Annotated in this window: 14 protein-coding genes and 1 pseudogene; 7 read left to right on the top strand and 8 right to left on the bottom strand. The window is 68.5% G+C overall.

Annotation, left to right across the window (positions count from 1 at the left end; genetic code table 11):
• Positions 1-307: pseudogene (locus tag ALA01S_RS34160) on the top strand (hypothetical protein); the annotation flags it as partial.
• Here ALA01S_RS34160 and ALA01S_RS28365 read toward each other — a convergent pair.
• Entirely contained in the window at positions 285-608 is a 324-nt protein-coding gene (locus tag ALA01S_RS28365; RefSeq protein WP_066342616.1) for a YdhR family protein, read from the bottom strand. The pseudogene ALA01S_RS34160 and the gene ALA01S_RS28365 sit on opposite strands and share 23 nt — an antisense overlap.
• Positions 609-760: 152 nt before the next feature.
• Between ALA01S_RS28365 and ALA01S_RS28360 the strand changes: the two genes are divergently transcribed.
• Positions 761-2,545 carry a zinc ribbon domain-containing protein gene (locus ALA01S_RS28360; protein ID WP_066342613.1) on the top strand — a complete coding sequence of 595 codons (1,785 nt, stop codon included), beginning with the start codon at positions 761-763 and terminating at the stop codon, positions 2,543-2,545.
• Between the two features lie 63 nt (positions 2,546-2,608).
• On the opposite strand, the gene frp is transcribed toward ALA01S_RS28360, so the two are convergent.
• From frp to ALA01S_RS28330, 7 genes are all read right to left on the bottom strand, one after another.
• The gene (gene frp / locus ALA01S_RS28355) at positions 2,609-2,914 is read right to left on the bottom strand and encodes a fluorescence recovery protein (RefSeq protein WP_157119343.1); all 306 of its coding nucleotides are present in this window, start codon (positions 2,912-2,914) and stop codon (positions 2,609-2,611) included.
• A gap of 20 nt (positions 2,915-2,934) precedes the next feature.
• Positions 2,935-3,366, bottom strand: a complete 432-nt coding sequence (locus ALA01S_RS28350) for a GNAT family N-acetyltransferase (protein WP_066342610.1) — start codon at positions 3,364-3,366, stop codon at positions 2,935-2,937.
• A 78-nt stretch (positions 3,367-3,444) separates the two neighbouring features.
• Entirely contained in the window at positions 3,445-3,918 is a 474-nt protein-coding gene (locus tag ALA01S_RS28345; protein WP_066342609.1) for a GNAT family N-acetyltransferase, read from the bottom strand.
• A complete protein-coding gene (locus ALA01S_RS33650) occupies positions 3,915-4,253 on the bottom strand; it encodes a GNAT family N-acetyltransferase (protein WP_157119342.1) in 339 nt (112 codons plus the stop codon). The genes ALA01S_RS28345 and ALA01S_RS33650 overlap by 4 nt, the downstream gene beginning before the upstream one ends.
• A 111-nt stretch (positions 4,254-4,364) precedes the next feature.
• Positions 4,365-6,626, bottom strand: coding sequence for a xanthine dehydrogenase family protein molybdopterin-binding subunit (locus tag ALA01S_RS28340; RefSeq protein WP_066342606.1), 2,262 nt, complete (start codon positions 6,624-6,626; stop codon positions 4,365-4,367).
• Between the two features lie 16 nt (positions 6,627-6,642).
• Entirely contained in the window at positions 6,643-7,116 is a 474-nt protein-coding gene (locus ALA01S_RS28335) for a (2Fe-2S)-binding protein (RefSeq protein WP_066342604.1), read from the bottom strand.
• Positions 7,117-7,187: 71 nt separating this feature from the next.
• Positions 7,188-8,225 (bottom strand): XdhC family protein, encoded by a 1,038-nt coding sequence (locus ALA01S_RS28330; protein WP_066342603.1) that lies wholly within the window; start codon positions 8,223-8,225, stop codon positions 7,188-7,190.
• A gap of 209 nt (positions 8,226-8,434) precedes the next feature.
• Between ALA01S_RS28330 and ALA01S_RS28325 the strand changes: the two genes are divergently transcribed.
• The 5 genes from ALA01S_RS28325 to ALA01S_RS28305 all read left to right on the top strand — a co-directional run bounded on the left by ALA01S_RS28325 (position 8,435) and on the right by ALA01S_RS28305 (position 13,097).
• Positions 8,435-9,472, top strand: a complete 1,038-nt coding sequence (locus tag ALA01S_RS28325; RefSeq protein WP_218011542.1) for an AraC family transcriptional regulator — start codon at positions 8,435-8,437, stop codon at positions 9,470-9,472.
• Between the two features lie 159 nt (positions 9,473-9,631).
• Positions 9,632-10,366, top strand: coding sequence for a FadR/GntR family transcriptional regulator (locus ALA01S_RS28320; protein WP_066342602.1), 735 nt, complete (start codon positions 9,632-9,634; stop codon positions 10,364-10,366).
• Positions 10,363-11,397: an L-idonate 5-dehydrogenase gene (locus ALA01S_RS28315; RefSeq protein WP_066342601.1), complete on the top strand. Its 1,035-nt coding sequence runs from the start codon at positions 10,363-10,365 to the stop codon at positions 11,395-11,397. Before ALA01S_RS28320 ends, ALA01S_RS28315 begins: the two co-directional genes overlap by 4 nt.
• Before the next feature lie 86 nt (positions 11,398-11,483).
• On the top strand, positions 11,484-12,461 hold the full coding sequence (locus ALA01S_RS28310; RefSeq protein WP_066342600.1) for a sialic acid TRAP transporter substrate-binding protein SiaP: 978 nt from the start codon (positions 11,484-11,486) through the stop codon (positions 12,459-12,461).
• A 15-nt stretch (positions 12,462-12,476) separates the two neighbouring features.
• On the top strand, positions 12,477-13,097 hold the full coding sequence (locus ALA01S_RS28305) for a TRAP transporter small permease (RefSeq protein WP_238455989.1): 621 nt from the start codon (positions 12,477-12,479) through the stop codon (positions 13,095-13,097).
• The last annotated feature ends 261 nt before the right edge of the window (positions 13,098-13,358 follow it).

Below are 13,358 nucleotides of genomic sequence, written 5' to 3'. Positions count from 1 at the left end.
GCAGCCTCCGTTGCCGCGGGCGGCGCAGGCGTCAGGGCGCCGCGCCGGGCCGGTGGACGCCGCACCGCAAGGGGCCGCGGCCCCCGCGCCTGCCCCCGCGCAGCCCAGCCTGCAGGCGTTCTCGCTGCGCTTCGATGCGCTGGAGCGTGAGCAGCAGGGCGCGTGGCTGGCCGAGCTGCGCCGCTGGGTGGTGGAGCGCGGCGTGGCCACGCCGCTGATGGTGCGCCGCATCGACTCCGGCGACTGGCGCTCGCCGCTGGTGCTGGCCTGGATGCAGCGGCTGCTTACGGAGCGTGGGGCGCTGTGATGATCTGGCCGGCCACGTTGTCCACCACCACGGGGCTGTTGAAGTAGGTCACGACCGGGTCGGTGCCGTACTTGTCCTTGACGAAGGCGCGCCAGGCGTCGGTGTACAGGGCCTCGGCGTCGGCCCTGGAATTCCACAAGTACACGCCGCCGGCGGTGCGGCCGTCCTCGGAGAGGACGTAAACCTTTCTCACCAGGCCCGGCACGCTGCGGTATTTGGGCGCCGTGCTCTGGAAAATCTCGCTGGCCTGCTCCAGCGTGATGGCTTGCGGCAGCGTGAAGGTCGTGAAGGTGGTGATCATGGGGAAGGGCTCCTGTGCGCGCGGTTGGATGCCTGCCGAATGATCGTTCGTCGCATGGCAGGCGGCCCAATCATGTTCGCTTCGGAATCCATGACCCGCTGCGCCTGCCTTGATGCGCACAATGCGGTGGACTTCCGCTCGCCGAGGCCGTCATGAGCTACGACTACAGCAGTGCCAATGCCACCCTGGAGTTGCCCAACCCTTACCGGCTGCAGAACCGGCTGTTGTTCGCCTGCGCCGCGCTGATGTGCCTGGCGGGCTTGTGGACGCTGTTCCACAGCCGCCTGGCGCTTGGGCCGGTGGGCGTGGCCGTTGGGTTGGCGCTGCTGGCCGCGGGCGTGGTGACGGCGGCCACGGGCGCCAAGCGGCTGCGCTTTTTCTTTGGCCGGGGCCGGCCGGAGTCGCTGGCGCCCAACCTGGAGCCCACGGTGGTGGGCACGTCCGAGGGGGCGGCGCACCTGAAGCGCATCCTGCGCGACGGCGCGCTCACCTACCCGGAGCCGTCGCGGGCCCTGGAAGGGCTGCTCTACCACGGGGTGCCGCGCCTGATCACGGCGCCGCTGGCCTTGCAGGAGCAGGCCAAGGTGGCCTTCTACAACCTGTGCGCGCTGCTGGTGACGGCGCTGAGCTTTGCCGTGGCCTGGGGCGTGTTCGGCACCGAGGCGACGCGGCCGCTGCTGAGCGTGGCGTATTTCGTCTTCGGCGCCGTGTTCCTGCTGCGGCCGGTGGTGACGGCCTCCACGGCGCGGCTGACCACGGCATCCGTGGTGGCGCTGCTGGCGGCGGCGGTGATTGGGCCCGCGCTGGTCGGCCTGCTGGCGCGCACGCTGCCCAACCTGCCGCAATGGTCGCTGGCGCCGCAGACGGCCATGCTGCTGGTGTCGGGCCTGGTGGCCGTGGGCCTGATCCTGGCGGCCACGCTGCAGCAGGTGCAGCCCCCGCCGCCGACGCAGACCAGCGTGCAGCAAAGCCGCGTCTCGCTGAACGTGCCGCCCAGCCTGCTGCTGGACGAGCTGCAGCGCCACCTGCAGGAGCAGTGGGTGGAGCGCATCCCCAACCGCTGCTATTCGCGCATCCGGCCCGTGATCGACCCGCAACTGCACGCCGGCCCCTTTGCCGGCGAGCTGATGGAGGAGACGCAGCCCATGCCGCTGGCGCACATGCTGCCCGCGGGCATCGCGCAGGCGCTGCGCTCCAAGCGGCACGCCTTCCTGATGCTGCTGGACCTTTACGCCGCGCTGCTGATGGTGGTGGCCGTGGGCTGCGCGCTGGCCTTCGTGCTGTCGGTGGAGGAAGGCGAGGGCTTGTCGCTGCGCCTGCTGGGGGCGTCGTCCATCTTCATCGTGGTGGCGGCGTTCTGTTTCCGCTCTTCCAGCCGGCTGTGGGGCCGCTTCGATTTCGGCTCGGTACTGAGCTGGGTGGAGATGGAGGGCACCTACCAGACCGCCAGCCTGGGCACGGGCAACACACTCACGGGCAAGGTGCAGTCGGCCAACCAGATCGTGCGCACCGAGTCCATGACGCTGCGGGTGTGGCGGGCGCGCATCGAGTCGGTGGTGTTCGGCAAGGACAGCGCGCGGCAGGTGACGGCCATGTTCTCCACGGACACGGAAGCCGCGGCGCTGGCCGAGCACTTGATCCAGTTCGGCCAGACGCGCGCCAGCCTGGTGGCGCCGGGCAGCCCGGAAGATCTGCATCGCATCCAGGCCCTGGCCAATGCCGAGCGGGCGCTGCAGGGTGGCATCGCCTCGACGTCGCAGGACCGCATTGCCGGCGACGTAGCCGCCGCGCTGGGCGCCACGGACGCCGCCGCCCAAGCGCCCGACGCCGTGGCGCCACCTCAACCAGTGAAGCCGCGGTACTGCCCGGCGTGCGGACACAAGAATCCGGGGCACGCGCGGTTTTGCATGGAGTGCGGGAAGAGTTTGGAGGGGTGAGAGGGTGGGGGGTGACCAAGGACAGCTCTCGTCTGCCCCTGGTAAATAACAGGAGCCTTGAAACTACACCGCCGCAACGCGCTCAATGAGCTGGATTTTTTCTTCCGACAGGCCCGCAAGATCACTCATGAATATTCGCCCTTCCCTGACCAATCTGCCAAAAACAATGATGAGCTGTGAGTAACGGAAGTCGTATTTTTGATCAATCGTGTGACGCGACTGGGTCAGAAATTCCTCGATGTTCCACAGGTCGCCCGGCTCCTTGGCGCTGGCGGCCCTGATTTTGAAGGTTTCCATCACTTCGGCCAGCTCGCGCTGCAATGCGACGTCAAAAACGCGGCGGGCGATTTTTTCTCGGCATTGGTCCAATTGTCGAGCATGGGGCCTCCTTACAAGAGTGGCCGAATAAACCCTCGTTCCATGGCCGACGCTTCATCCTCGAAGATCGCCATGGCGGTATTCATGGGCTTGAAGCCGATCTTTTGATAGAAAGCTTCTTTCCCGGGCACTGCGTAAAGAATGATTTTCTTGTGACCCCTGGAAAGCGCCACCAGCTTTTCCACGATTTGCTTGCCCAGGCCTGTGCCCTGGTGGCTGGGTAAAACCGCCACGTCGCAGATATAGGCGCAGTCCGCGCCATCCGCAAGCGCGCGGCCGACGCCCACCAGCGCGCCGTGCTCGCGGACGAAGCAGCGGAATATGCTGTTGGAAAATGCGATTTTCAGCTTGTCCGGGTCTTTCTTGCCCAGCGGGGCGGCTTCGTAAAGGCGGGACAGTTCCTGCCAGTCCATGGGCTCCAAAGCATCGGTCCACGTCTGCATGGCCTGGTGTGCTCCTGAGTGTGGGTTGTTTTCAGTGCCCTGAAATTATTTCGGGTGCGCGGCGGATCGGGCAGCCCGTTACAAGGAAATTTTCAGCTTCCGGCCGCCGCTGATGGAAAAGCCATCGCGTTCGTAGAACGACAAGGTTTTGTCGAACTGCGGGAGCGGCGGCGTTGTTACTTCGAGTCGGGTCCAGTTTCGAGAGGCGCCCAGCGATTTGGCCTGGGATACGAGTTGAAGCCCCAGTTGATGGCTCCTATATTGCGGCCGCACGTACAGCTCGGCAATGGTGCCGAAGGCGCCTTCGGCGTAGAGGGCGTGGCTTTCATAAAGGGCAATGAAACCCACCGCTTTACCGTGTCCGTCACGGGCGATGAGTACAAAGTATTTTCCTTGCTCAAGAAAGTCCCGGAGGCGGACCGTCGTTTCGCCAAGGTCGAAATGGAAGGCTTGGACGTTGATGGCGCTCATGATTTCGGCCAGCAGTTCGCCGACCATGAGGGCTACGTCTTCCGTGTCGTCAATGGTGGCTTTTTGTATGAAAAACGTCATGTTCGATTCGGATGCCCGGGATTATTGAATGTGGCAAAAAGCTGGGCCTGACCTGATTTTCGTCTATGCCTATGCGCTTGTTGGAATAAGATTGAACATCTTACGGCCCATGCTGATGCGATCCTCGACCGAATATCCGATGGACTGGTCATCGTGGTGCCGACAACCCGGTCGCCGATGAGCGCCACGAAGAATAAGCCGTCATTGACGGCCAGTTTCTTGTCTATGCTCAAGTTTGGCTCGTTGTGGCCGCCGGCATGGCCGAATACAGATGCCCACAAGTCAATAACTTGCTGGCGATGGGCGGCATCTTGATAGGCAGTGACTTGATGCATGGAAATGAGAAGGGCTGAAATAAAAAACGGCCGGTAGATTGCACTCTACCGGCCGTCACGGTCCCCTTCACGGCAAGCCCGCTCCCGCGAGCCCGCCGCCAGGTCTTCAAATCAAGCCATCTGAAACGGCAACACCCGCAGCGATTTCCCCGTCAGCGCCGCCACCGCATTCGCAAACGCCGGCGCCAGCGGCGGCAAGCCCGGTTCGCCCATGCCGGTCGGCGGCTCGGCGCTGGGCACCGTGAACACGTCCACGCGCGGCATCGAGGTGATGCGTGCCACCTGGTACTCGTGGAAGTTGTGCTGCTGCACTTCGCCGTCCTTGAGCGTGATGGCCGCGCCGGGGATGCACATGCCCAGCCCCATCAGCGCCGCGCCCTGCACCTGCGCCTCCACCGCGCGCGGGTTCACCACCAAGTTGCAGTGCACGCCGGCTGTCACGCGGTGCAGCACCGGCTGGCCGTCCTTCACCGAGGCTTCCACCACGTAGGCCACCACGGACTGGAAGCTCTCGTGCACGGCCACGCCCCAGGCCTGGCCGGCAGGGAGCTTGCGCTTGCCGTAGCCGCTCTTGTCCACGGCGAGCTGCAGCGCGGCGCGGTGGCGTTCGTGCTTGGGGCCCATCAGCTTCATGCGGTAGGCCACCGGGTCCTGCTTGGTCTGGCGGGCGATCTCGTCGATCAGCGTCTCCATCACGAAGGCGGTGTGCGTGGAGCCCACGCTGCGCCACCACAGCACCGGCACGTTCACCTTGGGGTGGTGCACCGTCAGCCGCATGGGCACTTCGTAGGGCTCCTTCATGCCCTCCACGGCCGTGTCGTCTATGCTGTTCTTCACCAGCATGGGCTCGAACGGCGTGCCGGTGACGATGGACTGGCCGACGATCACGTGGTCCCAGCCCAGCACGCGGCCCTGGTCGTCGAAGCCCACGCGCGCGGTGTGCAGGTGCATGGGGCGGTAGTAGCCGCCCTGGATGTCGTCCTCCCGGCTCCACAGCGTGCGGATGGGCACCGTGATGCCCGCCGCCTGCGCCGCCTTCACCACCTGGCAGGCCTCCACCACGTAGTCGCTGGTCGGGATGGCGCGGCGGCCGAAGCCGCCACCGGCCATCTGCACGTTCACGCGCACGTTCTGCGGCGGCACGCCCAGCGCCTTGCTCGCGGCCAGCCCGTCCAGGCCCGGCATCTGCGAGCCCATCCACAGGTCGGCCTTGCCGTCCTTCAACTGCACGGTGCAGTTCAGCGGCTCCATGGGCGCATGCGCGAGGTAAGGGAACTGGAACTCGGCCTCGATCACGTGCGGCGCGCCGGCAATCGGGGCCACGTCCGCGTCGTACTTGCGCGCGCCCGGCTGCTTGGCCAGCTCGCGGTACTGCTCCAGCTGGCGGGCGCTGTCCACCTTCTCCACGCCGCTCGTGTCCCAGCGCAGCTTCAAGGCGTCGCGGCCCAGCTTGGCGGGCCAGTAGGCGTCGGCGATCACGGCCACGCCCTCGCCGCCACGGTCCACGGGCACGCGCACCACGGCCTTCACGCCCTTCACGGCGCGGGCCGCGGCATCGTCCACCTCGGCCAGCTTGGCGCCGAACACGGGCGGATGCGCCACCACGGCGGTGAGCATGCCGGGCAGGCGCACGTCGATGCCGTAGTCCTGCTTGCCGCTGCTCTTGGCCACGGCGTCCAGCCGACCGGTGGCGTGGCCAATGATGCGGAACTGCTTGGGGTCCTTGAGCGTGACCTTCTCCGGCACCGGCTGCGCCATGGCGGCCTCGGCCAGCTCGCCATAGCCCAGGCGCTTGCCGCCGGGGCCGACGACGACGCCGGCCTGCGTGCGCAGCGCGGCCGGGTCGGCCTTCCACTGCGCGGCGGCCGCCGACACCAGCATGGCCCGCGCGCGGGCGCCCAGCTCGCGGTACTGCTGGTAGCTGTGCTTCAGCGCGGTGGAGCCGCCGGTGATGTGCAGGCCGAACACGGGGTCGGCATAAGCCGGGTCGTTGGTGCCGTGCTGGCTGCGCACCTTGCTCCAGTCGGCGTCCAGCTCCTCGGCCAGGATCATGGGCAGCGAGGTCTGCACGCCCTGGCCGAAGTCCAGCCGGTTGATGGTCACGGTGACGATGCCGTCGCTGCCGATCTTCACGAAGGCCGAGGGCTGCTGCGTCGGCTTCAGGCCGGCAGCCGCTGCCGCGGGTGCGGGGTCGTCCGCAGCGCTGGCGGCCAGCGGGAAGGCACCCAACGCAAAACCGCCCGCGGCGGCGACTTTCAGAAAGCTGCGGCGCGGCAGGACGGCGGGGGCGGCGTCGGCCGGCGCGTCGGCGTTGATCAGGGCCTGCAGCGCCTTGGGCAGCGAGGCGATGGCGATGTCTTGGTCGAAATGCATGTTCGGCTCCTCGTGCTCAGGCCAGCGACTTGGCGGCGTCGGCGATGGCCGCGCGGATGCGCGCATAGGTGCCGCAGCGGCAGACGTTGCCGGCCATGGCGGCGTCGATCTCGCCCTCGCTGGGCTGCTTGCCCTTGGGCAGCGATTTCAGGAAGGCCGTGGCCGACATGATCTGCCCGCTCTGGCAGTAGCCGCACTGCGCCACGTCGTGCTTGACCCAGGTGGCGTGCACGGCCTTGCCGACTTTGTCCTGCCCGCCGGTGACGGCTTCGATGGTGGTGATCTTTTGTCCCGCCACGGCCGACACGGGCGTGACGCAGGAGCGCACGGCCTGGCCGTCCACGTGCACGGTGCAGGCGCCGCATTGCGCCATGCCGCAGCCGAACTTGGTGCCGGTCAGGCCCAGGGCATCGCGCAGCGCCCACAGGACGGGCGTGCCGGGATCGACGTCGAGCGCCTGCTCGCGGCCATTGACGTTGAGTGTGGTCATCGCAGCTCGTTGATTGGTAAAGCGAAGGAATCCGGCCGGTCCGCTGGCCGCGGGCCGCCGGGGGGAGGGAATCAGGCCGCCTCGGCCAGTGGGGCCGTGGCGATGTCTTCAGCGGAGGGCGCAAGCCGTTCCTTGGCCTCGCGCACCGAAAGTTTCGCGGGCAACGCCACGCCGTTCTTCACCGCCAGCAGCTCGGCCATGATGCTCACGGCGATCTCCGGCGGCGTGCGGCTGCCGATGTACAGGCCCACGGGGCCGCGCAGCCGCGCGAGCGTGGCGGCGTCCACGCCGAAATGCTCGGTGAGGCGCGCACGGCGCGCCGCGTCGTTGCGCCGGCTGCCAATGGCGCCGACGTAGAAGGCCGGGCTTTGCAGCGCCTCCAGCAGCGCCAGGTCGTCCAGCTTGGGGTCGTGCGTGAGGGCCACCACGGCGCTGCGCGCATCGGCCTTGAAGTCCAGTACCACGTCATCCGGCATGCCGCGCACCAGGCGCGCACCCGCCACGCCCCAGTGGCCCGCGTACTCCTCGCGCGGGTCGCACACCGTCACGGTGAAGCCGCTGAAGAGGGCCATGGTCGCCAGGCATTCGGCCAGCGCCCCCGCGCCTATGAGCAGCAGCCGGTGGGCGGGGCCGAAGGTGTTCACCACCTCGTCGGCCGTGGCCAGGGCCTGCGGGGCCTGGGTTTCCGTCTGCGTGACCCGCCCGTCGCCCAGCCGCACGCTGCGGCGCATGAGGCGCCCGGCGTCCAGCGCCTGCACCAGGGCGCCGAGCAGCGCGGTGTCGGGGTCGGGCTCCAGCAGCAGCTCCAGCGTGCCGCCGCACGGCAGGCCGAAGCGGTGGGCCTCGTCGGCGCTCACGCCGTAGGTGAGCAGGTGCGGCAGGCCCGCGGGCCAGGCGCCGCCGCGGGTGTGGCGGTGGATGAGATCGTCTTCGATGCAACCGCCGGAGACGGAGCCCACCACGGCGCCGTCCTCGCGCAGCGCCATCACCGAGCCCACGGGCCGCGGGGACGAGCCCCACGTGCGCACTACCGTCACCAGCATCGCCCGGCGGCCCTCGCCGCGCCACTGCGCCAGCGTGCGCAGCACCATCGCGTCCACGTGTTCCATGTCGTTCGCACCCCGCTACACAGGCTGGTCCTCATGCAGGCGGCCCGCTGGCCTGATCCTGCGCCGTTCAAGGGCGGCAGTGTCGGCGCGCCCGGGGTTTGCCCGGTAGCCCGATGCTGCGAGTTGTTTGCCTGATCCTCCGGGGGGCAGGGCGCCACCTGGCGGCCATCCCTTAGCATCGCCGCGCTTTCAAGCGCAGGAGCCGCACCATGGACGACACGCTGCAAACCCCCATGCATAACGATGGCGACGCACCCACCGCCGCCGCCACCGCGCTGGACGCCCAGCGCTTCGAGGCGGCCCGCCTGGGCCTGGCCCACGGCGTGGAGCGCTGGACCGACGGCAGCCAGGTCTTCCAGCCGGCGGCGCTGCCCAGCCTGTCCATGTACCGCACGGGCAACCCGGTCGGACCGATCTGCGGGCTGTACCAGCCCAGCGTTGGCCTGATCGTCCAGGGCCGCAAGCGCGTGCTGCTGGGCGGCGACGCCTTCACCTACGACCCGCGCCACTTCCTCGTCACCGCGCTCAACGTGCCCACCGTGGCCAACATCCTGGACGCCACGCCGCAGTGCCCCTTCATGGCGCTGCTCATGACGCTGGACCCGCACGAGATCAACCGCATGGTGCTGGAAGGCAAGCTGCCCCCCGCGCGCGGCCAGGGCAACGAGCGCGCCATGACCGTGGGCAGCGTGCACGTGCCGCTGCTGCGCGCCTTCCAGCGCCTGGTGGACTTGCTGGACGAGCCGGAAAGCATCCCGGTGCTGGCGCCGCTGGTGCAGCAGGAAATCCTGTACTGGCTGCTGGTGAGCGACCAGGGCGCGCGGTTGCGCCAGATCGGCGCCGTGGGCAGCAGCGGGCACCAGATCGCCCGCGCCATCGACCTGCTCAAGAGCCGCTTCACCGAGCCGCTGCGCATAGAGGCGCTGGCCGACGAGGCGCGCATGAGCCTCTCCACCTTCCACCACCACTTCAAGCAGCTCACCGCCATGAGCCCGCTGCAGTACCGCAAGCGGCTGCAGCTCAACGAGGCGCGGCGCCTGATGTTCGCCGAGCACCTGGACGCTTCGACGGCGGCCTACCGCGTCGGCTACGAAAGCGCCTCGCAGTTCAGCCGCGAGTACAGCCGCGAATTCGGCTCCCCGCCCGGGCGCGACATGGTGCTGCTGCGCGAGGCGGCGCTGAATGCGGCGATGGGGTCGGCTGCGCAGGGGTGCGCAAGGCAGGGCGGGGCCGGCGCGGCGCATTGAGGGGCGACGTGATCCGGCGAGTGGCCCTCCACTGAGCCGCCTGCAAGCTTCGCGTCAGGGTTTGCCCCGGGAGGGCAAGCCCGGATAGGGATTGGAAGGGGTGCTGCCTATCCTGCCGGTCAATTGGTCAGACCAACAAACCAACAGACCGCCACCGCCATGCCCATCCAGGCCATAGAACCCCGCAGGCTGTACCGCCAGATCGCCGACCAGTTGCGCACGCTGATCGACGGCGGCGAGTTCCCGCCCGGGTCGCGGCTGCCCACCGAGCGCGATCTGGCGGCGCAGTTGGGCGTGTCGCGCCCCTCCGTGCGCGAGGCGCTGATCGCGCTGGAGGTGGAGGGCGTCATCGAGGTGCGCATGAGCTCCGGCATCTACGTGCGCCAGCGTGCGGCGCGGGTACTGGTGGACACGCGCACGGTGGATGGCCCGCTGGAGACCATCCGCGCCCGCCAGGTGGTGGAAGGTGAGCTGGCCGCCATGGCCGCGCGCGCGGCCAGCCCCGTGCTGGTGGCCGCGCTCACCGAGGCCGTGGACCTGATGGACCAGGACATAGACGGCGGCGTCATGCCGCTGCGCGGCGACCGCCTTTTTCACCTGCGCGTGGCCGAAGCCGCCGAGAACGGCCCGCTGCTGCGCGTGGTGACGCAGCTCTTCGACGAGCGCAACAACCCGTTGTTCGAGCGCTTGGGCCGCCATTTCGAGAACGCCGACAACTGGCGCACCGCCGTGGCCGAGCACCGCCGCGTGGTTCAGGCCGTCAAGGACGGCGACCCCGACGCCGCCTGCGCCGCCATGCGCGAGCACCTGCAGCGCTCGCACGACCGCTTCACCGCCAACTGGCCAGTCAACCAATCGGCGCCCTTGCAGGTGCCCGACCGCATCACCCCATGAGCAGTACCTCCACGGTGTGCCGCATCCACGCGGCGCTGGACCTTCGCCTGTCCGACGAAACGCTGCCGGTGCCCGGCCCCCACGAGGTGCGGCTGCGCCTGGGGGCAGGGGGCATTTGCGGGTCGGACCTGCATTACTGGCAGCACGGGCGCGTGGGCGCCTTCGTCATCCGCGAGCCGCTGATCCCGGGGCACGAAGCTTCCGGCATCGTGGACGCCACAGGCCCCGGCGTGACGCGCGTGGTGCCCGGGCAGCGCGTGGCCATCAATCCCTCGCACGCCTGCGGGCGCTGCGACTACTGCCGCGCCGGACGCTTGAACCTGTGCCGCAACATGTTCTTCCTGGGCAGCGCCAGCGTGTTCCCGCATGCGCAAGGCATGTTCCGCAGCCACTTCCTCATGGGCGAGGCGCAGCTCACGCCGGTGGAGGAGGCGGAGGTCTCCCTGGGCGAAATCGCCTGCGCCGAGCCGCTGTCCATCGGCCTGCACGCCGTGGACCGCGCGGGCCCGCTGCTCAGCCGCACCGTGCTGGTGATGGGCGGCGGCACCATCGGCTGCATGAGCGTGCTGGCCGCGCGGCTGGCGGGTGCGGCGCGGGTCATCGTGGCCGACGTGGCCGACCGCCCCTTGCAAAGCGCCCGCGAGGTGGGTGCGGACGAAACGCTGCGTGTCGATCAAATCGCGCCTGCGGACCTGGCCGACCTGGCCGACGTGAGCATCGAAGCCGCCGGCAACGCCGCCGCGCTGGCGAGCTGCTTCGCGGCCACGCGCCGCGGCGGGCGCATCGTGCAGGTGGGCACGCTGCCACCTGAGGTCACGCTGCCGCTCAACCAGGTCATGGCCCGCGAGCTGGATTTCGTCGGCGCCTTCCGCGCCAACCACGAGTTCGACTGGGCCGTGCAGGCCATTCGCACGCGCCGCGTGGACGTGCGCCCGCTCATCAGCGCCCAACTGCCGCTGGCGCAGGCCGATGAGGCCTTCCACCTGGCGGCCGACCGGGGCCGCAGCACCAAGGTGCAACTGGTCGGCTGACCGCCGCCGCTCCTTCGCTTTCTCCGTTCCTTTCGCTTTACCCAGAACCACACCGGCCCGCCCATTGGGCCGACACAGGAGACGACATGGACCGCCGCATTGCCTTCAAGACCGCCCTGGCCGCGCTGGCGCTGGCCGCCGCCGGCAGCGCCGCCGCGCAGACCAAGCTCAAGTGGGCGCACGTCTACGAGACGTCCGAGCCCTTCCACAAGTGGTCGGTGTGGGCCGCGGACGAGATCAAGAAGCGCAGCGGCGGCAAGTACCAGATCGACGTCTACCCGGCTTCGCAACTGGGCAAGGAAAACGACATCAACCAGGGCCTGGCGCTGGGCACGGTGGACATCATCATTTCCGGCTCCAGCTTTGCCGCGAAGAGTTTTCCGCGCATAGGCGTCACCTACTACCCGTACACGTTCCGCGACGTCAACCACCTGCTGGCCTACACCAAGAGCGACATCTACAAGGAGCTCACCGCGGGCTACGAGCAGAAGTCCGGCAACCAGATCGTGGCCACGACCTACTACGGCGTGCGCCACACGACGAGCAACAAGCCCATCACCAAGTGCGCGGACATGAAGGGCTTGAAGATCCGCGTGCCCGACGTGCCGGCGTATCTGGCCATGCCGCGCGCTTGCGGGGCCAACACCACGCCCATCGCCTTCGCCGAGGTGTACCTCGCGCTGCAGAACGGCACCGTGGAGGCGCAGGAAAACCCGCTGCCCACGATCGAGGCCAAGAAGTTCTTCGAGGTGCAGAAGCACATCGTCCTGACCGGCCACATCGTGGACCACCTCAACACCGTGGTTTCCGGCGCGCTGTGGAAGAAGCTGCCGGACGCGGACAAGAAGCTGTTCTCCGAGGTGGCGCAGGAGGCCGCCGAGAAGGCCTCGCAGGAAGTCGCGGCCAAGGAGAAGGAGCTGGTGGCCACCTTCAAGAGCCGCGGCCTGACGGTGACGGAGGTGAACACGGCCGAGTTCCGCGACACCGTGCTCAAGAACGTGCCCTTCGAGCAGTACGGCTACCAGAAGGCCGACTGGGAGCGCATACAGGCGCTGGTCAAGTAAGCCCGGAGCCCCGCCATGGCCGTGACGCACCCCGACATGCACATGCACGCCGCATCGCACAGCGCAACGCCCGCCGTTTCAGGCGCCGAGGCCGAGGCTGAAGCCCAAGCCATCGCCGCCAGCTTCGCCGAGGCCGACGAGCACCACGTGGACCTCTCGCCCTACGGGCTGGAGGACTGGATCTGCCTGGGCTTCTTCTGGCTCATGACGGGGCTGGTGGTGCTGCAGTTCTTCACCCGCTACGTGCTCAACGACAGCTTCGCGTGGACCGAGGAGCTGGCGGTGTACTGCCTGATCCCGGTGGTGTTCATAGGCGCGGCGGCCTGCGTGCGGCGCAGCCGGCACATCCAGGTCAACCTGGTCTACCGCTGGCTGCCCGGCGCCCCCGGGCGCGTGCTGGCGACGCTGGTGGACGTGGCGCGCACGGCCTTCTTCGCCTACGCGGCCTGGCTGATCGCGCGCTACGCGCTGGCCGTGGACAACGAGCCCATGACCACCATAGCCTGGAACAAGAGCCATGTGTACTGGCTCGCGTTTGCCGGCATGGCGCTGATGGCGCTGCGCTCGGTACAGGTGAGCGTGCAACATCTTCGGCAGGGCTTCAGCGCGCTGGAGAGGCCGCAGGCGTATGACTGAGAGGCTGGCGTAGCCCGCAAGCCGCAAGCCGCAAGCCGCAAGCCGCAAGCCGCAAGCCGCAAGCCGCAAGCCGCAAGCCGCAAGCCGCAAGCCGATGCGCCACGCCCACCACTTCGTCATTCCCGCGAAGGCGGGAATCCAGGCGGACCCCCAATCGGCCGCCGGCCCATGCGTCGGCGTACCAAGGCCAAAACCTCGGTGATCACGTGTCGTCTCTGCGCTGCGGCGTGGGGCCGCCTGGATTCCCGCCTGCGCGGGAAT

The organism is Azohydromonas lata NBRC 102462, assembly GCF_001571085.1.
Taxonomy (GTDB): Bacteria; Pseudomonadota; Gammaproteobacteria; order Burkholderiales; family Burkholderiaceae_C; genus Azohydromonas; species Azohydromonas lata.
This window is presented reverse-complemented; position numbering and strand designations above follow the sequence as displayed.